The sequence below is a fragment of the Pseudomonas sp. W2I6 genome, assembly GCF_030815935.1.
Classification (GTDB): Bacteria; Pseudomonadota; Gammaproteobacteria; order Pseudomonadales; family Pseudomonadaceae; genus Aquipseudomonas.
In genome coordinates, this window is the sequence record NZ_JAUSXJ010000001.1 from 4,055,718 (window position 1) to 4,075,541 (window position 19,824).

At 62.7% G+C, this 19,824-nt stretch carries 15 protein-coding genes; 13 read left to right on the forward strand and 2 right to left on the reverse strand.

Features of this window, described 5'->3' with window-relative positions:
• The first annotated feature begins 19 nt into the window (after positions 1 to 19).
• From QF039_RS18565 to QF039_RS18625, 13 genes are all read left to right on the forward strand, one after another.
• Complete coding sequence (locus QF039_RS18565) at positions 20 to 2,506, forward strand: TonB-dependent receptor (protein ID WP_093207807.1); 2,487 nt, start codon at positions 20 to 22, stop codon at positions 2,504 to 2,506.
• A 444-nt stretch (positions 2,507 to 2,950) separates the two neighbouring features.
• Complete coding sequence (locus tag QF039_RS18570) at positions 2,951 to 4,390, forward strand: undecaprenyl-phosphate glucose phosphotransferase (protein WP_003208206.1); 1,440 nt, start codon at positions 2,951 to 2,953, stop codon at positions 4,388 to 4,390.
• Positions 4,390 to 5,850 carry a mannose-1-phosphate guanylyltransferase/mannose-6-phosphate isomerase gene (locus QF039_RS18575; protein ID WP_177029333.1) on the forward strand — a complete coding sequence of 487 codons (1,461 nt, stop codon included), beginning with the start codon at positions 4,390 to 4,392 and terminating at the stop codon, positions 5,848 to 5,850. The genes QF039_RS18570 and QF039_RS18575 overlap by 1 nt, the downstream gene beginning before the upstream one ends.
• Positions 5,850 to 6,761, forward strand: a complete 912-nt coding sequence (locus QF039_RS18580; RefSeq protein ID WP_003208209.1) for a glycosyltransferase family 2 protein — start codon at positions 5,850 to 5,852, stop codon at positions 6,759 to 6,761. The genes QF039_RS18575 and QF039_RS18580 overlap by 1 nt, the downstream gene beginning before the upstream one ends.
• A gap of 29 nt (positions 6,762 to 6,790) precedes the next feature.
• Positions 6,791 to 7,555, forward strand: coding sequence for a polysaccharide biosynthesis/export family protein (locus tag QF039_RS18585; RefSeq protein ID WP_003208211.1), 765 nt, complete (start codon positions 6,791 to 6,793; stop codon positions 7,553 to 7,555).
• 14 nt (positions 7,556 to 7,569) lie between these two features.
• Positions 7,570 to 9,561 (forward strand): exopolysaccharide transport family protein, encoded by a 1,992-nt coding sequence (locus tag QF039_RS18590; protein WP_003208213.1) that lies wholly within the window; start codon positions 7,570 to 7,572, stop codon positions 9,559 to 9,561.
• Positions 9,561 to 10,751: a glycosyltransferase gene (locus QF039_RS18595; protein ID WP_003208215.1), complete on the forward strand. Its 1,191-nt coding sequence runs from the start codon at positions 9,561 to 9,563 to the stop codon at positions 10,749 to 10,751. The genes QF039_RS18590 and QF039_RS18595 overlap by 1 nt, the downstream gene beginning before the upstream one ends.
• Positions 10,741 to 12,069, forward strand: coding sequence for a cellulase family glycosylhydrolase (locus QF039_RS18600; RefSeq protein ID WP_008434562.1), 1,329 nt, complete (start codon positions 10,741 to 10,743; stop codon positions 12,067 to 12,069). The genes QF039_RS18595 and QF039_RS18600 overlap by 11 nt, the downstream gene beginning before the upstream one ends.
• An 8-nt stretch (positions 12,070 to 12,077) precedes the next feature.
• The gene (locus tag QF039_RS18605) at positions 12,078 to 13,295 is read left to right on the forward strand and encodes a glycosyltransferase family 4 protein (protein ID WP_307519994.1); all 1,218 of its coding nucleotides are present in this window, start codon (positions 12,078 to 12,080) and stop codon (positions 13,293 to 13,295) included.
• The gene (locus QF039_RS18610; RefSeq protein ID WP_008434566.1) at positions 13,286 to 14,389 is read left to right on the forward strand and encodes a glycosyltransferase family 1 protein; all 1,104 of its coding nucleotides are present in this window, start codon (positions 13,286 to 13,288) and stop codon (positions 14,387 to 14,389) included. Before QF039_RS18605 ends, QF039_RS18610 begins: the two co-directional genes overlap by 10 nt.
• 2 nt (positions 14,390 to 14,391) lie before the next feature.
• Positions 14,392 to 15,819, forward strand: a complete 1,428-nt coding sequence (locus QF039_RS18615; protein WP_043225192.1) for an O-antigen ligase — start codon at positions 14,392 to 14,394, stop codon at positions 15,817 to 15,819.
• Positions 15,820 to 15,821: 2 nt separating this feature from the next.
• Complete coding sequence (gene murJ, locus QF039_RS18620) at positions 15,822 to 17,237, forward strand: murein biosynthesis integral membrane protein MurJ (RefSeq protein WP_177009199.1); 1,416 nt, start codon at positions 15,822 to 15,824, stop codon at positions 17,235 to 17,237.
• Between the two features lie 15 nt (positions 17,238 to 17,252).
• Positions 17,253 to 18,317, forward strand: coding sequence for an acyltransferase family protein (locus tag QF039_RS18625; protein ID WP_166742176.1), 1,065 nt, complete (start codon positions 17,253 to 17,255; stop codon positions 18,315 to 18,317).
• Positions 18,318 to 18,430: 113 nt separating this feature from the next.
• Here QF039_RS18625 and QF039_RS18630 read toward each other — a convergent pair whose 3' ends face one another.
• Positions 18,431 to 19,012 (reverse strand): DUF4174 domain-containing protein, encoded by a 582-nt coding sequence (locus QF039_RS18630; protein ID WP_134327043.1) that lies wholly within the window; start codon positions 19,010 to 19,012, stop codon positions 18,431 to 18,433.
• A 164-nt stretch (positions 19,013 to 19,176) separates the two neighbouring features.
• Complete coding sequence (locus QF039_RS18635; protein ID WP_307519998.1) at positions 19,177 to 19,797, reverse strand: glutathione S-transferase; 621 nt, start codon at positions 19,795 to 19,797, stop codon at positions 19,177 to 19,179.
• Between the last annotated feature and the right edge of the window lie 27 nt (positions 19,798 to 19,824).

The following is a 19,824-nucleotide window of genomic DNA, read 5'->3' on the forward strand; positions in this document are numbered from 1 at the left end:
TCAGGAGCATTCCGCGGTCATGCAAGCGTTCCCCTCCAAGCGTTCTCCCCTCAAGCATGCGGTGCACGCCGCCCTGCTCGGTGCCTGCCTGAACGGCAGCGCCCTGCCCCTGGCGGTCATGGCGCAAACGCCTGCCAGCGACACCCAGGCCCGTGACTGGAACATCGCACCCGGCCCATTGGCCACGGTGCTCGACCAGTTTGCGCGCCAGGCGAGTATCAGCCTGTCCTATGACGCCACCAGCGTCGCCGGCAAGACCAGCCCCGGCCTCAACGGCGCGCTGGACAGCCAACAGGCCTTGAGCCAATTGATCCAGGGCCAGGGCTTGCAAGCCCAACGCCAGAGCAACAACACCTGGCTGCTGTTGCCGCAAGTCGCGGACACCGGCGCGCTGAACCTGGGTGCCACCACCGTGACCGGCGAACACCTCGGCGTCACCACTGACGGCAGCGGTTCCTACACCACTGGCGCCGTGACCATCGGCAAGGGCGCCCACAGCCTGCGGGAAACACCGCAATCGGTCAGCGTCATGACCCGCAAGCTGATCGACGACCAGAACATCACCACCATCGATCAATTACTGGAACACACCCCGGGCATCACCACCTACGACTCACCTATGGGTGGCAAGTATTTCTATTCCCGTGGTTTCAAGATGCTCGGCCAATACCAGTTCGACGGTGTACCGTTGGACATCGGCAAAGACTACGTACAGGCCGACAGCTTCACCGCCAACATGGCGATCTATGACCGGGTGGAAGTGCTCAAGGGTGCGGCCGGCATGCTAAAGGGCGCCGGCACCGCCAGTGGTGCGGTGAACTTCGTGCGCAAGCGGCCACAAGACAAACCCACCACCAGCCTGTCGCTGTCTGCCGGCACCTGGGACAACTACCGCGCCGACGTCGATACCGGCGGCCCGCTCAATGACAGCGGCACCGTACGCGGCCGCGCCGTGGTCAGCCAACAGAACCGTGGCTCGTACATGGACGTCTCCAAGCGCCAGGACCAAGCTGTCTACCTCGCACTGGATGTTGACCTCTCGCCTGACACCACCCTGGGCATCGGTGCCAGCTACGAAGATGTCGATGCAACGCCCTGCTGGGGCGGCGTGCCGCGCTACAGCGACGGCAAGAGCATCGGCCTGAGCCGTTCCACCTGCCTGGGCCAGGCCTGGAACGACTGGCAGAGCCAACGCACTACGCTGTTTGCCGACCTCACCCACCACTTCAACGACGACTGGCAACTCAAGGTCACGGCGGTGAACAGCCGCAACCTGCAAGACATCAAATACGCCGCCAGCCAAGGCACCGTGAAGTACGGTGATCCGGCGCCAACCGCCGAGATGTACGCCGCGCTGTTTGACTACGACCACCGGGATTTCGGACTGGATGCCTACCTGGACGGTAAGTTCGAAGCGTTCGGTTTGCAGCATGAACTCATCATCGGCGCCAATGGCAGCCGTGGCACCCAGGACGATGTCTACGCGATCCGGAGCCTGCCCGACCGGCAAAGTATCTTCCTGCCCAACCACCACTTCCCGCAGCCCGCCAACGATACCTTCTGGCCCAACATGTACCGGGGCGGCACCGTCAAGGAAACCGCCACCCAGTACGGTACCTACGCCACTTTGCGCCTGAGGCTGGCCGAGCCATTGATGGTGGTGCTCGGCAGTCGCGTCAGTTGGTTCGAAAACCGCCGCCAGTCGAATAACCTCGCCTGGGGCGAATGGGCCCTGCAGGATGCACGCACCAAGGAAACCGGTGAAGTCACGCCGTTCGCCGCGGTGATCTATGACCTCGACGACAACCTTTCGGTGTACGCCAGCTACGCCGATATCTTCCAGCCACAAAGCTCCAACGCCACGGTGACCGGCGCCGCCCTCAAGCCCAAAATCGGCGAAAACTACGAGCTGGGCATCAAGGGCGAATGGTTTGAGGGGCGCCTCAACAGCTCGCTGGCATTGTTCCGCGCTATCGAGAAAAACGCCGCCGAAACCGACTACACCACCCAATGCGGTACCTCGGCAGACGGCTATTGCTACACCGACACTGGCAAGGTTCGCGCACAAGGTGTCGAAGCCGAGTTGAGTGGCGAGTTGCTGGAACGCTTGCAAGTGGCGGGCGGCTACACCTACACCCAGACCAAGAATCTCAACAACATCAACAGCGCCGCAATTGGCGCGGTCGCAAACAGCTACGTGCCGCGACACATGCTGCGCTTGTGGGGCGATTATCAGTTGGACGGCACACTGTCGAAATGGAGCGTCGGCACCGGCGTCAACGCCCAGAGCAGCAACTACCGAATTCAAGGCATCAAACTGGAACAAGCCGGTTATGCGGTATGGAATGCGCGGTTGGCGTACCGGGTTGATGACACATGGACGGTGGCGCTGAACGGTAACAATCTCTTCGACAAAAATTACTATCAGACGGTGGGAACGGCCGACTGGGGTAATTTCTACGGCGAACCGCGCAACTTTACCGTCAGTTTGAAAGGCAATTTTTAAGGTTAGTACCGCCTCAATGTGGTGACGGACTCACGTCCTCACCACTCATCGCTTGTCCCCGAAAAACCCCGCATCCGACCTCCGTCAAAAAAAGGTTTTCCTCAGCCGCAGGAAATTTCCCAAATTTGTTCCTACACTCCAAAACGCCAGCATTTTGTTCCGGGAAAACCCGGAAATCCGACCAAGACAGTCAACAAACTGTCACGCGGAAGAGCACCTGACGTGCCTAGACCGAAGGTCTTATAAAAAAGTCAAAACCTTGACGAGCGACGAAAAGGGAACCATCATTTAGCCATTACCCCGCAAATTCCCTGCAGATAGATAGGTAATTGCGTATTACCCAGCGAAGTAACCGTTCGTCTGGCGCCACTTATAAAGCAAGCCCTGCCTTTATGGATGAGCAGCCGAACAAGGAAGCCCTGGTGTGCAATGAGGGATGTTTTTATGCGCGAGAAGTCGTCAGTCGACAGCCTGTTTTTGACCCGGGCCGGTTTCATTGAGTTCTTTGTTGTTTTCGTAAAATTGATGCACGGCCTCACCGCCGTTTTCCCAGCACTGATCCTGCTGTTTTATCCAGACCCGATGGCCCCCGAACTGCGCGCCCACTTTCTCGGCTTGCTGCTGTTTTTCGCGATCCTGACGATCATTCTGTTCCAGGCCATGGGGGTTTACTCCGAGGAGCTGTTCAGCAACCGCCTGCGGTTTCGCACCATGCTGGTGGCCTGGTCCGCGGCCTTTTGCATCCTGCTGTTCATGTACCAGATTCTGCTGATGTTCCCGCAGTTGAGCCCGCGCAACCTGGCGTTCTGGTTTATCACCAGCCTGGCGTTGTTCGGGCTGGAGCGGATCGTGATGCTGCGCCTGTTCCGCAACCTGATGGCCAGCGGCAAATACCTGCAACGCACGGTGATCCTCGGCTTCACCGACACCGCCGTGCACGTGGCCGACCACTTGCAGCGCAACGGCGATATCCGTTCCGGACTGATCGGTTTTATCGACGACCGCACCGAGCGCATCCCCAAGGAACTGAGCAACCTGCCGCTGCTGGGCAACACACGCGACCTGGAAAAGCTGATCCGCTCCGAGCAGGTCAACCAGGTGATGATCACCCTGCCCTGGGCCGCCGAACAGCGGATCAACGGGCTGGTGAAGCGCCTGCGGCAGATGTCGGTCAACGTCATGCTGGTGCCTGACATGGCCGCCCTGCGTTATGGCCACAGCCGCATCACCGATGTGGGCGGCATCCTGATGTTCAACACCTCCCATGTGCCGCTGCGGGGCTGGTCGCCGTTTATCAAGCGCTGTGAAGACCTGATCCTGGCAACCCTGGGCCTGGTGGCACTGTCGCCGATCATGCTGATCACGGCGATTGCCATCAAGCTCGACTCCAAGGGCCCGGTGCTGTTTCGCCAGAACCGGTTTGGCTACAACGACAACGTGATCCGGGTGTTCAAGTTCCGCTCGATGTACGCCGAGATGAGCGACTTCAACGCCGACCGCCAGACCACCCGCGGCGACCCGCGCATCACCCGCGTGGGCCGGATCATTCGCAAGACCAGCATCGATGAGCTGCCGCAGCTGTTCAACGTGCTGCTGGGCAACATGTCGATGGTCGGCCCGCGCCCGCATGCCACCGCGACCAAGGCCGCCGGCGTGCCCTACGAAGTTGCCGTGAGCGAGTACAGCTCGCGCCACCGGGTAAAGCCGGGCATCACTGGCTGGGCGCAAATCAACGGCTATCGTGGTGAAACCGACACCCTGTTCAAGATCCAGAAACGCGTTGAGTACGACCTGGAGTACATCTCGAAGTGGTCGGTGTGGTTCGACTTGTACATCGTTTTCATGACGGTCCCGGCCGTCCTTTCGACCAAGGAAGTCTATTGATGAACACCCTCAACGGCTTGATTCCCTGCATCATTTCCGGTGGTTCGGGCACCCGGCTGTGGCCGGTGTCGCGGCAAAACATGCCCAAGCCTTTCATGCGCATGCGTGATGACCAGAGCCTGCTGCAGAAGACGTTCCTGCGGGCCAGTCACCTGCCGGGCGTGGAAAGCGTGCTGACGGTGACCAACCGCGACCTGCTGTTTCGCACCCTCGATGACTACCGCGTGGTCAACAAGGCCCATCTGGCCCTTGACCTGTTGCTTGAGCCGTTCGGGCGCAACACCGCCGCCGCCATCGCCGTGGCCGCCCTGCATGTACAGGAAAACTTCGGCAGCGAGGCGCAGTTGCTGATCCTGCCCGCCGACCATCTGATTCTTGATGAAAGCGCCTTCGCCGATGCCGTCACCCAGGCCCGCGAACTGGCGGAAGCCGGCTACCTGGTGACGTTCGGCATTCAGCCCGACCACCCGGAAACCGGCTTCGGCTATATCGAACAAGGCGAGGCGCTGGGCCAGGGGTTCCGGGTCAAGCGCTTCGTCGAGAAGCCCGACCTGGCCACCGCCAAGGGCTACCTGGACGGCGGCAAGCACCTGTGGAATGCAGGGATGTTCTGCTTCAAGGCCGGTACATTGCTGGAGGAACTGGCGCTGCACGCCCCCGCCGTGCTGGACGCCGCCAAGGCCGCCCTCGAGCACGGCCACAGCCTGAACAACAACAGTTGCCGTCAGCGCGAGCTGAACGCTGAAGGTTTCGGCGCGGCGCCCGACATCTCGATCGACGTGGCGCTGATGGAAAAATCCGCGCAAGTGGCGGTGGTGCCCTGCGACATCGGCTGGAGTGATATCGGTTCCTGGGACGCGGTGCGCCAACTCACCCCCAGCGACGCCAACGGCAACCAGGTCAATGGCCAGGCGATCCTGCATGACGTGCACAACTGCTACATCGACTCGCCCAAGCGCGTGTTGGGCGCAGTGGGCGTGCGCGACCTGATCGTCGTCGACACCCCGGATGCGATCCTGATTGCCGACGCCAAGCGCAGCCAGGACGTGCGCTACATCGTCGCCGAGCTCAAGCGCCAGGACCATCCGGCATTCAGCCTGCACCGCACTGTCACCCGGCCGTGGGGCACCTACACCGTGCTGGAAGAAAGCAGCCGCTTCAAGATCAAGCGCATCGTGGTCAAGCCCCAGGCCTCCTTGTCCCTGCAAATGCACCATCACCGCAGCGAGCACTGGGTAGTAGTCAGCGGCGCGGCGATGATTACCAACGGCGACCGTGAATTCCTGATCAACGCCAACGAGTCCACCTACATTCCGGCCGGGCACAAGCACCGCCTGACCAACCCCGGCATCATCGACCTGGTGATGATCGAGGTGCAGAGCGGCGAGTACCTGGGCGAAGACGACATTGTGCGTTTTGACGACATCTACGGCCGGGCTCCGGCCGAAGTGAAGAAGTGATGCGTACCGCCCTGATCATCCCGACCCGCAACGCTTCCAGCCACCTCGACCGGCTGCTGCCGGCGCTGCGCATGCAAACCCTGCAACCGGACGAAACCCTGGTGGTCGACAGCGCTTCCAGCGATGACACCGTGGCGCGTTTTCGCGAGTTCGGCGTACGGGTCGAAGTGATCGATGCCAAGGACTTCAACCATGGCGGCACCCGCCGCTGGGCCAGCGAGCAAGTCGACGGCGACGCGCTGATCGTGATGACCCAGGACGCGATCCCCGCCGAACCCGAGACGTTCGCCAACCTGGTGGGCGAACTGGAACTGGACCCGCTCAACGGCGTCGCTTACGGCCGCCAGTTGCCGCACCCGGATGCCGGCGTGCTGGGCGCCCAGTCACGCCACTTCAATTACCCGCCGCAAAGCCGCAGCAAAAGCCTGGCTGATGCGCCGGAGCTGGGGATCAAGACCTGCTTCAGCTCGGATTCGTTTTCGGTGTACCGGCGCAGCGCCCTGCAAGCCGTCGGTGGCTTCCCCGCGGATGTGATCGGCAGCGAGGACGCCTACGTCGCCGCCCGCATGCTGCTGGAAGGCTACAAGGTGCGCTACGCCGCCACCGCCCTGGTCTATCACTCCCACGATTACCGTCTCATGGATGAGTTTCACCGCTACTTCGACATTGGCGTTTTCTACGGCCGCGAGCCGTGGATCCGCCAGGCTTTTGGCGATGCCGGCGGTGAAGGTAAACGCTATGTACTGGCCGAGCTTCGAGCGTTACGCGAAGCCGGTGCATTGCACCGCGTACCCGAAGTACTGGTGCGCAGCGCGTTCAAATTGCTCGGCTACCGGCTGGGCCATCTGGAGCGCCAGCTCCCCCTCGCCCTCAAGCGGCGCATCAGCATGTTCCCCGGTTATTGGAGGTGAGCATCATGACCTACAGGAAGACCCCTTTGATGAAACGAACCTTGCTCGTCCTGGCCATGATGGCATTGGCCGCCTGCAATACGCCCGCGCGGATCGTCGCGCCCGATGGCAAGACGGTGGACGAGGGCAAGCAGGCCCTCGATCGCATGGCCCAACTGCCACCGGCGGTGGAGCGGATCCGCATCGGCGACCAGTTGCGGATTGTCCGCGATGCCGGGGAAATGCCAACCCTGTCGGCGTTCAACGTCAGCACGATTTACGAGCTGACGCTGTACACCGTGCAGAACGACGGCAAGATCAACTATCCCTTCCTGGGGCCGATCCAGGTGGCGCGGCGCACGCCGGCGGAAGTCGCCGCCGAGCTGAGCCAGAAACTCGCACCGGTGTATCGCGAGCCTCGGGTGACGGTGAACATCAACCAGGCGCCGGGCAACACGGTGATCGTCGGCGGCGCGGTATTAAACCCGTCGGCTATCTCCATCGCCACGGCCCCGACCATGGAGCAGGCGATTCTCGGTGCCGGCGGCGTGAGCTCGGTGGGCAACGCGAGCATGGTCGCCCTGCTGCGTGAAGATGGCCAAGGCGTCTACCACGCCTACTTCCTCGATTTCAGCCAGTACCTGAAGAACGGCGCACTGGGCCGCAAGCCCGTGGCGCTGCAACGCGGTGACGTGGTGTTTGTACCCAAGTCCAACGTCGGCGAACGGATCCAAGGCGTGGACACTTACCTGAACCAGCTGATTCCCTTCACCAAATCCATTGGTGTGGGCTACAGCTACACCACGAACCACTAAAGGAGCGACATCCCATGATCGAGATCCGTTCTTTTCGTGATCTTCTGCGTCTGTTCTTCATCTTCAAGCACGAGTTCAAACTGGCGGCGATTGCCGCGCTGGTGATCATTTTGCTGGGGGCGTTCCTGCTGCCGGCCAAGTATGAATCCACCGCGCGATTGCTGGTAAAACCAGGGCGTGACTCGACGATGCCGATCGAGGTCGACAACCGTCAGCCAATCGTCATGCCGAGCACCCAGCGCGACCCGATTGTCGACGAAGAGCGCCTGCTGACCGGCCGCCCTATCGTGCGTGCAGTGGCCGAGCATTACCTCGACGTGATGGACAAGATGCAGCCGCCGGAAGGCGTGTGGAAGCGCACCAAGTGGTACGTCAAGAAAGGCATCAGTGCCGTATTTGACGGTGTGCGAGTGGTGCTGGAAACCGTTGGCATCGTCGAAGAAACCACCCCGGTGGAACGCCTGGCGAAAAGCCTGGAGAAAAACTTCGAAGTGACCCACGCCATCGGCTCTACGGTGATGGACATCAGCTTCCGCTGGGATGACCCGCAAATCGCCCAGGCGGTGGTCAAGGATTGGGTCGAGACCTACATCGACGAGCGCACCCAGGCGTTGGGCCGCAAGAGCCTGTATGCGTTCTATGAAGGCCAGGTGTCTTCCAGCGCTGCGCAGATCAAGAGCTACAAGGAGCAGATCCTCGCGCACTTGAACGACATCGGCGCCTCGAGCATCACCGATCGCCTGGAAGACTTGTCCGAGCGGATCAACGTGCTGCGTGGCGAGGTGTTCAACTCCACTCGGCTGATCGCTTCCTCCGACGTGGCGTTGCAGAGCACCCGTGACCAACTCAAGGGCCAGCCCAAAGAGGTGACCACGGTTCGCCAGATCGCGTTGAACCCGCAGCAACAAGACTTGCGTCGCCTGCTGAACCAGAAGCTTCTGGAAAAAGCCGACATGATGCGTACCTACACGGATAACGCGCCGCCGGTCAAAGCCCTGGACGCTTCGATCCGTGCCATGCAGGCCCAGGTCGCCGGTGAAAGCGACACGGTGCAAAGCTCCGAGAACCGCGCGCCGAACACTCTGGAAATCCACCTGCAACGGGTACTGCTGGATGAGACCAGTCGCAACCAGTCGCTGCGTACACAGTTGGTGCAACAGCAGAAACAACTGACTGAACTGGAAGCCCAGCGCAAGGACGCCCTGGCCATCGAGCCGGAACTGGCGCGCCTGGCCCGTGAGCTGAACGGCACCGAGAAAAACTACGCGCTGTATGTCGACAGCCTGGAAAAATCGCGGATCGACCGCGAACTGGACAAGAGCCAGATCAGTAACATCGCGGTGATCGAAGAAGCTACCCTGAACCCTGGGCGCGTCTTCCCGAAAACTCTGCTGATGCTGTTGCTGGCGATCCCGTTCTCCATCGTGGTCGGCCTGCTGGTGATCTACCTGTGCTACCTGCTGGATCAACGGATCCACGACGGCGGCCTGGTGGAAGGCAAATTCGGCCTGCCGCTGTGGACCACGCTGCCGGAGCTGGACACCAGCACCGCGCAAAGCACCAACGCCTTCAACGCGAGCATCTATCGCCTGTATGGGTTGCTGCCGCTGGAGCGTATTGCCGAACAGGGCCTGACCCTGGGGCTGACCTCGGCACGGCACGGTGAAGGCGTGAGCTTTATCGTTGAGCAGTTGCGCCAGTTGCTGGAAGAGAACGGCGTGCGGGTGCGGATCGGCGGGGTTGAGCCGGCGATTCCGGGCCAGGTGGTACTGCTGGATGCTTCGGCGCTGCTGGACAATCGTGATGCGTTCATCAACCTGCGCCGTGCCGACCTGATTGCGCTGGTAGTGGAAGCGCAAAAAAGCACGGTACCGGTGGTGGAACACGCACTGTCGATCCTCACCACGGCGTTCGGCAAGGTCGATGGCATTATCATCAACCGCCGCAAGTTCGAGGTACCGGTCAAGGTGCTGAAAACCATCGCCAAATACCGGGGTTCGTTCTGATGCGCATCGCCCTGCTCGCTCCCCTGCCGCCGGAAAAGAACGGGATCGCCGACTACGCGAACCACTTCAAGACGGCACTGGAGCAACTGGGCGTCGAGGTGGCTACGCCCTTGACGGGCGTGGTCGGCAGCACGGCAGCGATCAAGCAAGCCATTGCCGGTTTCGACTGGCAGGGTGTTGACCTGGTCCACGCCGAGCTGGGCGGCGGGCGGCTGGGGGAGTTCCTGGCCCTGCGCGAATTGCGCAAGGCCTACCCCGCCCTGCCGTTGACCGCCACGGTGCATGACCCGGAGCGCATGGTCTGGCGGCGCGAGCAATTGCCCTTTCCGCTGAACCTGCTGGAATCCTTGCCCAGCCCATTGCCCCAGGCGGCAGTGGTGCTGGCCGATCCCTTGACCCTGCGCGAAGAACGTCACGTCGCCCAGGGCCTGACCCGGCTGGTGACCCTCACCCGCCTGGGCGCCGACTGCCTGACGGCGCGCATGCAATTGCCCGCCGGCAAGGTGGCGGTGATCAACCACGCCAACCTGGATATCCCGCCGGTGGCCTTGCCGCCGCTGGATACGCTGCACCTGTTGTATTTCGGTTTTATCTACCGTGGCAAAGGCATCGAAGATCTGTTGCAGGCCCTGGCCGCCGCCTTCGAAAAAGCCCCCGAATTGCGTGACCGTGTGCGCCTGACCCTGGCCGGTGGCACTGCCGCCGAAATGGCGTTTGGCACAGGCGGCAATTACCTGGAGCAGTTGAACAGCCAGATTGCCGAACTCGGCCTGGCAGGCTCCATCGACTGGCGGCTGAATTTGCCGGCCAGCGAGATCCCGCAGACGATCCAGGCGCACCATGTGATGGTGCTGCCGTATCGCGAATCGAAAAAGCTCGGCCTGCTGGGCCGCCAGCGCGGCACCAGCGGCGCATTGTCCTGGGCTGCCGCCTGCGGGCGCGGCGCGATCACCTCCGATGCCAGGGCGTTTGCCGAGGAAGTCGCCAGCGGCAATGGCGCCATCTATCCACAAGGCGATGTAGCCGCCTTGAGCGAACAACTGCTGCGGCTCGCACGCAACCCGCACATGGCCACGGACTGGGCCGCACGCGCCGCCGCCATAGGCCGTGAACGGTTGTGGCCAGTGACCGCGCAGAAGTTCGCGAGCCTGTTTGAGCAAACCGTTGCAGGAGGCAACCATGGCGCGTAAACGGACTTACCTCGCTACCCTCGCAGTCGTCGCTGCGCTGGGTTTGACCGCCTTTCTCTGGGGCCGCCCGGCCGATGCCGAGAGCCATGTGCTCAAGGGCAGCAAAGAGGTCGTGTGGAAGGACTTCCTGGGGGTGAACGCGCAGTTCCTGTGGTTCAGCCCCGAGCGTTATCAGAAGCAGATCGACCGCCTCAAGGCCCTGGGCCTGGAGTGGGTGCGCCTGGACCTGCACTGGGACCAGCTGGAAACCGCCGAGAACCAGTACAACGTCGCGACCCTCGACGAACTGGTGAACAAGCTGCAGCAGAACCAGATCAAGTCGGTGTTCTACCTGGTGGGCTCGGCGAAGTTCGCCACCACCGCGCCCGCCTCCTCGCCGTACCAGGACCAGTTCCCGCCCAAGGACCCGAATATCTTCGCCAACCGCATGGCATTGCTGGAACAGCGTTACCCCAGCGTAGATGCGTGGCAGGTGTGGAACGAACCGAACCTGCTGGGGTTCTGGCGCCCCGCCGCCGACCCGGCCGGCTATGCGAACCTGTTGCAAGTCACCGCCGCCGCGTTGCGGGTGGTGAACCCGAACAAACCGGTGGTGGCCGCCGGCATGGCATTCTTCAGCGAAATGCCCAACGGCCAGAACATGCTCGACGGGCTGCTGCAACTGGGCGTGCCGAGCCTGAATACCATCATGTCCTATCACCCCTACACCCAATTGCCCGAAGGCAACACGCCGTCGAACCTCGACTTTGTCGAAAAAACCAGCGCCCTCAACCAGAAACTGCGGGCGGCCGGGGTGAATACCCTGTGGAGCACCGAGTGGGGCTGGTCGACCTACAAAGGCCCGAAAGAGGTGCAGGACTTCATCACCACCCAGGGCCAGGCCGACTACATCGTGCGCCGCGTCGCGCTGATGAGCGCGCTGGATTTCGACAAGATCTTCCTGTTCACCCTGAGCGACCTGGACCAGCGCGCCAGCGTGCGCGACCAGAGTTATGGCTTGCTCGACATCGACGCCAACCCCAAGCCGTCGTACACCGCGCTGCAGAATTTCCTGCAGGTGAGCGGGCCCAAATTGACCCCCGGCGACCCACCCACCGCCGATCAGTTGCCCGATGGCCTGTTCAGCATCGGCTGGTCCCGTGCCGACGGGCGCAAGGTGTGGTTCTTCTGGTCGGCCCGTGGCGGCAGCGCGCACTTGCCGGGCATGACCACCGCCACCTTGTATGACCCGTTGCGCGGCACCGAAACACCGTTGAGTGGCACCAATGGACTGGACGTACCGGTCAAGCCGAACCTGCAAATTCTGTTATGGGATTGAAGCCACCCATGCGCATCCTCTGGATCCTGCCCTACTCGCCTTGGCCCGCTACCAGCGGCGGCAAGACGCGCCAGTTTCATTTGCTGCGCAGCCTGGCTGCGCGCGGGCATCGGATCACCTTGCTGCTGCATGACAAACATGCGGTATCGCTGACGGATCGCCACGTGCTGGAAGCCTTTCTGGAACAGGTGATCATCCTCCCCCGGCGCCCGCTGCGCAGCCTGAAGACCCTGCTGGCCGGGCTGTTTGCGCCGTACCCGTTGCTGGCCAGTGTGAATGGCCTGTCGGGTGAACTGCAGGACACCTTCGAGCGCTTGCTGACCGAGCATTGGGACGTGGTGCAGATCGAACATACCTACACCTTCCAGCCTTACGAAGCTGCATTGGCCCGTCGCTCCCAGCCGTTTGTGCTGACCGAGCACAATGTCGAATCGTCCCTCGGCGCCGCGACTTACGACCGCCTGCCCGGCTGGGCGTTGCCGTTCATACGCTACGATCAATGGCGCTACGGCCGCTGGGAACACCGGGTGATGCGCCAGGCCGCGCAAGTGGTCGCCGTGACCGACGCCGACGCCCAGACCCTGGCGCATATTGCCGGCAAGCCGGTACCGGTGGTGGTCAACGGGGTGGATTGCGCGCACTTCGCTGCTGCCCGACCCGACCCGACGACCCGCCGCGTGCTGTTTCTGGGCAACTACGAATACGCGCCCAACGTCGATGCCATCGAGTGGGCACTGGATGAGATCCTGCCGAAAGTGTGGGCCCGCTGCCCCGACGCACGCATGAGCGTCTGCGGTTTCGGCATGCCGGAAAGCTGGCGCGAACGCTGGCAGGACGGACGCATCGAATGGCAGGGCTTTGTCCCCAACCTGCTGGCCCTGCAATCGAGTTGCTCGGTGTTTCTGGCGCCGTTGCGCCATGGCGGCGGCTCCAAGCTCAAGGTGCTTGAAGCCCTGGCCGCCGGCCTGCCGCTGGCGAGTACCGACCAGGGCGTGTCCGGCCTGGACCTGGTGGAAGGCCTGGATTACCTCGGCGGCCAGACCGCTGAAAGCCTGGCCGACGCCGTGGTGCGCCTGCTGCAACAGCCTGAAGTCGCTGCTCCCATGGGCGAAGCCGGTCGCGCCTATGTGCGCCGTGCCCATGACTGGAGCGTCGCCGCCAGCCAGCTGGAGCAGGTGTACGCGCAACTGTCGCCCCAGAGCCAAAAGGAGCCGGCATGCGCATAGGCCTCGATTACCGCACCGTCGGCACCTCGCCGCAATCAGGCATCAGTCGCCAGGTGTACGCCCTGGAAGATGCCCTGCGCACCCTGCCCGGCATCGAGCTCGAACGCTTCAGCGTCGCGCCGCTGGGGGATGAGCTGCGCCTGAACGTGCATTGCCCGGACTGGGGCTGCGCCAAGACCGCCATGCACCAGCCGCACCAGCGCCTGCGTTTCGAGGCGGGCTACCTGCCCAAGGCGCTGCGCAATGAGCATATCGATGTGTACATCAGCACCTTCAATATGGGCCTGCCGCTGCCGCCCAAACCCCAGGGCCTGCGCACCGTGGTGCTGCTGCATGACCTGTTTCAGATCACCCTGGACAACTATCACGCCAACCGCCTGAAGGCGCTGATCTACAAGGCCAGTGATCGGCTGTCGATCACCTATGCGGTGCACACGGCAGACCGGGTGTGGACGCCTTCGCAGTACAGTGCCGACGAAACCGCGCGGCTGTTTCCCAAGGCGGCAGGCAAGATTCGCGTGTTGCCCAACCAGGTGGTCGGTTTTGTCGGACTGCCGGCGGACCTCTCGGCCCGGCAACTGCCCGAGCGCTACTGGCTGCTGGTGGGTACCCGGGAATTGCGCAAGAACGTGCCGTTCCTGGTGGACGCCTGGCAGCAAGCGCGCAGCCAGTCGCCGAGCGTGCCGGAACTGGTGCTGGTGGGCAGCCTGGAGCATTTGCCCGAAGCACAACGCAACTACCCGGGGATACGCGCCTTGAGCGGCGTATCCGACGCTGAATTGCACGGGCTCTACCGCAAGGCCTTGCGCCTGTGGCAGCCTTCCTACGCGGAAGGCTTTGGCTTGCCGGTAATCGAAGCCCTGAGCGTCGGCACTCCGGTGGCGGTGGCCAGCGGTACCTCGCTGGACGAAATCACCCCGCCGCTGGCACCGCGGTTTTCACCCACGGACGGCGCGGCGCTGGTGCAATTGATGCTGCACCTGGCCGACCAACCCGTCGAACAACCACCTGAACAGTTACGCAGCTGGGCCGAACGCTTCAACCACCAGGCCTACCGTCGGCGCCTGGCCGAACTGATCGAGGAATTGAATTGAGAATCTCACTGGGTAGCCTCGTCGCCATCGTCTTCGGCCTGCTGTTTGGTGGGTTGATCCTGTTTCTTTCCCCGGTCAAGGCCGTGCTGGCAGTGATCGGCCTGGCCGCTGCCGTGACGATTCTGCGGTTCCCGTTCTGGGGGCTGCTGCTGTTCGCCCTGGTGGCGACGTTCATGCCCTACTCCACCCTCAACCTGGGGATTCGCAGTACGGTCAGTGAGGCGCTGATCGCCCTGACCTGGGCGGCGGTGATCTGGCACGGTTTCCTCTCGCGCCTGCCGGCCGCCCCACCGCTGTCGCGGCGCCCTACCGACCGCATGTTGATGTGGCTGATGATCTTCACAGTGGTGCCGTTTATCGTCGGCCAGGTGAGCATTACCGCCGAGGCCAGCGGCGTGGCGAACTGGTTGCGTTGGCTGCTGAACCTGTCGGTGCTGTTCCTCGCCGCCAAGCTGCTGGTTGAACAGAAGAACCGCGAAGCCCTGGTGATCGCCTTGTTGCTGGGCACACTGGCGATGCTGGTGATGTCCATCGGCGTATTTATCCGCTCGCGCTCGGCCTCGGGCATGTTGCCGATCCTGACCCTGATGAACTACGGCAGCCTCGACACCCTGTCCCTGGGCCTGGGTGCCATGGCCTCGCGGATGGGTTCGCCATGGATGCACCCGAATGCCACCGGCGGGATCATGGCGCTGCTGCTGCCATTGGCGTTCTGCTACGGCATCACCAACACCGGCTGGAAACGCGGTCTCGGCCTGGGCGTTGCCTGCCTGGGTGCGGCAGCCTTGCTGTTGGCCAGTAGCCGGGGGGCGATGGTCAGCCTGGCGCTGGTGCTGATCTGGATGGCGTCGCGCCGGGTGCCGTACACCGGGCGTTTGCTGATGATCGGCGTGGCGTTGGCCGTGGCGCTGGTGCTGTCGTACCCACCGTTGCAGGAACGTCTGGCGACAATCTTTTCGGCGCAGAACGCGAGTACCGAAGTGCGCTTTGACGAATACCGCATGTTCCCCCAGGCCGTGGCCAGTTACCCGCTGGGCATTGGCTTCAAGGTTGACCCTCCGGTGCCGGGTACGCACCTGCTGGGGATTTCCAACCTGTGGCTGAATTTCGTCTACAAGACCGGGGTGATCAGCATGCTGCTGTTTATCGCGGTGACCTGGCGCTGGTGGCGCGAGTCCCGTCCGGAAATCGGCCCGATCCGCCTGACCAAGGACAATGCGATCTGGCTGGGCAGCACGGCGGGGATTCTGTCGGCGCTGGTCAGCGGCTTTTTCGACCACTACTTCAGCTTCGCCCTGGTGATGATTGCGCTGTTCTGGCTGATGGTGGGGATCAACGTGCTGGAGGCGCGGCGGCTGTTTCCGGCGCGTCTGCCAAAGGTCAAGACCGTGGCGCATCGCAAGCCTGTGTTCAATAGCGTCGGGCCCTAGGCATGCTCGGATCGGCGTTCTGGTTGACCCTGGCAACCTTGCTGGGGCTGTGCCTCGGGTTTGCCCGTGAGTGGTTGCTGGTGGCGGCGTGGGGTGCGGGCGAGCGCAGCGATGCGTTCCTGATCGCGCTGTTCTTGCCCGAAGCGTTACGCATGTCCCTGGCCGGGGGTGTGCTGAGTGCCGCCGCCCTGCCGCTGTACCTGCAACGCAAGGACGGCGAGCGCCTGGACTGGCTGGCGGTGTTGTTCCCGGCGCTGTTGCTGATCGCCCTGGTGACCAGCCTGCTGCTGACGTTGCTGGCGCCATGGCTGGTGCAGCTGCTCGGCCCGGGGCTGGCGGCGACGGCCACCAGCCTCGCCAGCAGCAACTTGCAGATTCTCGCCTGGAGTGTGCCGGGGCTGATGCTGCATGCGCTGTTCAGTATTCCGCTGCAGGCCAGCGAGCGCTTTGTGGTCGCGGGGCTCGGCTCGTTGCTGTTCAACCTGCCGCCGGTGACCTACCTCGCCCTCGCCGGCACCGCCACGCAACCGCACTCGCTGGCGTTGGCCTGCCTCACCGGCAGCCTGCTGATGCCCCTGGCGCTGTTGCCGTCGATGCTGCGCCTGGGCTGGCGGCCGTGGCGGCTGCGGGCTTCGACATTGGAATTGCGCGAGCTGGGCGCTCGCATAGGCCCGCTGCTTTTAAGCAACGGTGCCAGCCAGGGTTTGGCGCTGATTGAACGGCTGGTGGCGTCCTTGCTGGGTGAAGGTGCGGTGACCTGGGTCAACCTGGCCCGCAAGCTGATGAACTTGCCGTTGATTGCCCTGATGAGCCTCAACCAGGTGCTGCTGGGCATGATGAGCCGGCGCCAGGGCGACGAGCGCCTGGCCCTGCTCAAGCGCGGCCTGGAAACCGCCAGCCTGCTGACCCTGCCCGCAGGCGTCGGCCTGGTGGCGGCGGCGCCGAGCCTGGTGGCGTTGCTGCTGCCGAAGCAGTCGGTGGATTCGCCGTTGCCGCTGCTGCTGGCCTGGTTTGCCGTGCCGCTGGTGTTCGGCGCCTGGAACGCCCTGCTGGCGCGTTATGCCTATGCCGCCGGCGACACCCGCCAGCCGCTGCGTTGCGAGTTGCTGGGGAGCCTGGTGAACGTGCTGCTGCTGGCTGCGCTGCCGTTTGTGTTTGGCCTGGCGGGCATTCCGCTGGCCGCCCTCGCCGGGGTGTTGTGCACCGCGTTGCTGTTGATGCAGCGCCAGGACTTGCTCGGCGCCCTGCCCTGGAAGCGGCACTGGGTGTTGAGTGCATTGATGATGGGCCTGGCGGCATTGGTGTTGTTCAGGATCCAAGGTATCTGGCTTCAGCTGGGGTTGAGCACCCTGGCCGGAGCCGTGGTGTTGCTGGGCATGGGCCTGTGGCTCAAGCCGTGGCGCAAGGCAGATTTATAGAGTGGGAGCAGTCAGGTGAAAAAACGCTGGATTCAAATGGATATTGCCAAGGGCATTGGCATCCTGATCATCGTGTTCGGGCATGGCTGGTTCGTGGAGCATTCCCCGAACCTGCTGTACCCGATACTCGCGGTCTTCATCCTGCCGCTGTTCTTTTTCCTCTCCGGGGTGTTCTTCAAGCCCGAGCAGCCGTTCGTTGAAATGGCGGTGCGCAAGGCCGATGCCCTGCTCAAGCCGTTCTTCACCACGATGCTGGTGTACGTACTGGTGCGCGACATCCTGCGCGGCCAACCGCTGCTGCCCGACATTGGCGGCGTGCTGTACGCCTCGGTGGATACCCTGCCCTGGCAGGCCTTGTGGTTCTTGCCACACTTCTGGGCGGCGATACTGTTTGCCTGGGTGATGCTGCGGCTGATGCAACGCCTGGGCCTGTCCCTGGTGTGGAGTTGCGTGGTGGTGGGCGTGCAGTTGCTGCTGGGGGTCTGGACCCTGGACTGGTTCTGGCAGGTACCGATCACCGTCGGCGGCCAGACCTGGACGATGCCGGGGCTGCCCTTCAGCCTGGATGTCACGTTGATCAGCAGTACCTATTTCATCCTCGGTTATCTGCTGCGGGACGTGCTGCGCAAACACCAGAGCTCACTGCTGAGCATGGTGGTAGCACTGGTGGTGTACTTCGCGATTTTCATCCCGACCTGGGACACCATGGACCTGGCTCAACGGCGCTATGACCATTGGCTGTGGACCAGTGCACTGGCGGTGATCGGTGTGTACATCTGCTGGGCGCTGGCCGGGTTGATGATGACGTCTGCGGTGCTGACCCGCGCCATGACCTACATCGGCCAGTCGACACTGATCCTGTTGATTTTCCACGGCGAGATCCAGCACAAGACCATTGCCCTCCTGCAGCACCTGGGCCTGCCGGATGTGGCGGCGGCGTTTATCGGGCTGGTGGTGGCGGTGGTGGTGCCGTTGATGATCGGCGAGGTGATCAAGCGGGTGGCCTTCCTGCGGTTTTTCTACTTCCCGTTCCCGGTGCGCAAGGCACCGGCGGTGGCCGGTGAAAAGCCTGGAGCTTGAGGCGTGATGTGGGAGCTGTCGAGCTTTAGCGAGGCTGCGATGGCATCACCGCGGTGTGCCTGAATTACCGAGGTGATGCTATCGCAGGCAAGCCAGCGCCTACAGAAAAACGCTCAATCATCCAGTGCCGGTTGTGGCGCTGGATGCTTGGAGTTCTTGCCGGCCTTGGCTCCAGGCTTGCCTGCTGCAGGGGCAGCGGGCTCAGGTTCGGCCGGCGCGGCAAGGTCCTTTTCAGCCTGGGGCATCTGATCAATCGCGCTGAAGAAATCCGCCAGGCTGAGGGTGTCGGGTGGCACGGTCTTCTCGAGTTTTTTCTCGCCGTCCTTGCCCACCAGAATCACTTTGGTGCCACTGCCGGCACCCAGCTTGAGTGCGCGGATCAGCGCGTTGGTTTCAGGCGGTGCGAGCTTCTTGTTGTCCTTCGCGTCCTTGGCGAACTTCTCGCCTTCAGCGCCGATGCTGCCAAAGGACACGGTGTACAGCACCATGTTGCGCTCTTCAAAGGACTGCTTGTTGGCAGGCTCGTCCAGCTGTTTCTTGAGGGTGGCCAACGTCGGGTTGCCGGAGTCGAGCTCCACCACCACCAACGGACGGGACTTGCCCAGGTCCTGCTTGAGCGGATTGAGATCATCTGCGGCCAACAGCGGCCCCGTAAAAGCCATCAGGGTAGCCAGGGTCAGCGACCGGATGAGCATGCACACCTCCTTTGAATTCCATGCAGGGTTCTTGAGTTTCATGTCTGCGACAGTCAAATTCAAGGATGATTCCTACAACAACTTCAGAAAGCGTAGGTCAGGACGCCCGCGACGCAAGGCGTTTAGCCACCTTACGCCTCATTGTTTCTTTTGATTGCGGATGCTCACGACGGCCAATGCCGGGCAAATACCGGCGCTACGTTTGGGTGGGCATCCACCTGCGCCAGCACCCGGGCAAACTCAGGCCGCGACTGTTGCAGCGCGTCCCGCCCGCCTGCCCAACGCGACACCGCCGCAGCCATGATCGCCAGTGCATTCGGAACCTGCGCCGGGGTGAACAGTTGCTCGGCAAATTGATCGGCAAACACCTCCCAGGCCCTATGCAGGCGGCGACGGGTGCCGCTGATCAACTGTTCATGCTGCTGCGCATCGGGGCTGTCGGTCCAGCGTTCCGGATAGTCGATGATGCCAATCGCCGAGTAACAGTTGGCGGCGATGTACACCAGGCCGCGAATGACTTGGGCGGGCTCCTCGGGCAGCAGCCCTGAGGCGGGAAACTGCAGGCCCAGGTGAATCAGGATCGCCGCGCTTTCCGTCAACACGCTGCCATTGGGCAGTTTCAGGGTGGGGATTTGCTTGAGCGGGTTGATCCGCGCCAACGCCTCGTTGCCCACGCGGTCTTCCCAGGAGCAGGCGTCGACCTGGCACCACTCGACACCGCAACGCTGCAGGGCAATTTCGATGATGCACGAGCCGGTGCCGGGGGTTCCGTAAAGGGTGTACACAGTGCCAAGCCTCCTGGCAGTGGATTG

What these genes read in the sequence shown, in the direction of transcription:
- QF039_RS18565 (WP_093207807.1), top strand. Translation starts at nt 20, where the DNA reads ATGCAAGCGTTCCCCTCCAAGCGTTCTCCCCTCAAGCATGCGGTGCAC.
- QF039_RS18570 (WP_003208206.1), top strand. Translation starts at nt 2,951, where the DNA reads ATGCGCGAGAAGTCGTCAGTCGACAGCCTGTTTTTGACCCGGGCCGGT.
- QF039_RS18575 (WP_177029333.1), top strand. Translation starts at nt 4,390, where the DNA reads ATGAACACCCTCAACGGCTTGATTCCCTGCATCATTTCCGGTGGTTCG.
- QF039_RS18580 (WP_003208209.1), top strand. Translation starts at nt 5,850, where the DNA reads ATGCGTACCGCCCTGATCATCCCGACCCGCAACGCTTCCAGCCACCTC.
- QF039_RS18585 (WP_003208211.1), top strand. Translation starts at nt 6,791, where the DNA reads ATGAAACGAACCTTGCTCGTCCTGGCCATGATGGCATTGGCCGCCTGC.
- QF039_RS18590 (WP_003208213.1), top strand. Translation starts at nt 7,570, where the DNA reads ATGATCGAGATCCGTTCTTTTCGTGATCTTCTGCGTCTGTTCTTCATC.
- QF039_RS18595 (WP_003208215.1), top strand. Translation starts at nt 9,561, where the DNA reads ATGCGCATCGCCCTGCTCGCTCCCCTGCCGCCGGAAAAGAACGGGATC.
- QF039_RS18600 (WP_008434562.1), top strand. Translation starts at nt 10,741, where the DNA reads ATGGCGCGTAAACGGACTTACCTCGCTACCCTCGCAGTCGTCGCTGCG.
- QF039_RS18605 (WP_307519994.1), top strand. Translation starts at nt 12,078, where the DNA reads ATGCGCATCCTCTGGATCCTGCCCTACTCGCCTTGGCCCGCTACCAGC.
- QF039_RS18610 (WP_008434566.1), top strand. Translation starts at nt 13,286, where the DNA reads ATGCGCATAGGCCTCGATTACCGCACCGTCGGCACCTCGCCGCAATCA.
- murJ (WP_177009199.1), top strand. Translation starts at nt 15,822, where the DNA reads ATGCTCGGATCGGCGTTCTGGTTGACCCTGGCAACCTTGCTGGGGCTG.
- QF039_RS18630 (WP_134327043.1), bottom strand. Translation starts at nt 19,012, where the DNA reads ATGCTCATCCGGTCGCTGACCCTGGCTACCCTGATGGCTTTTACGGGG.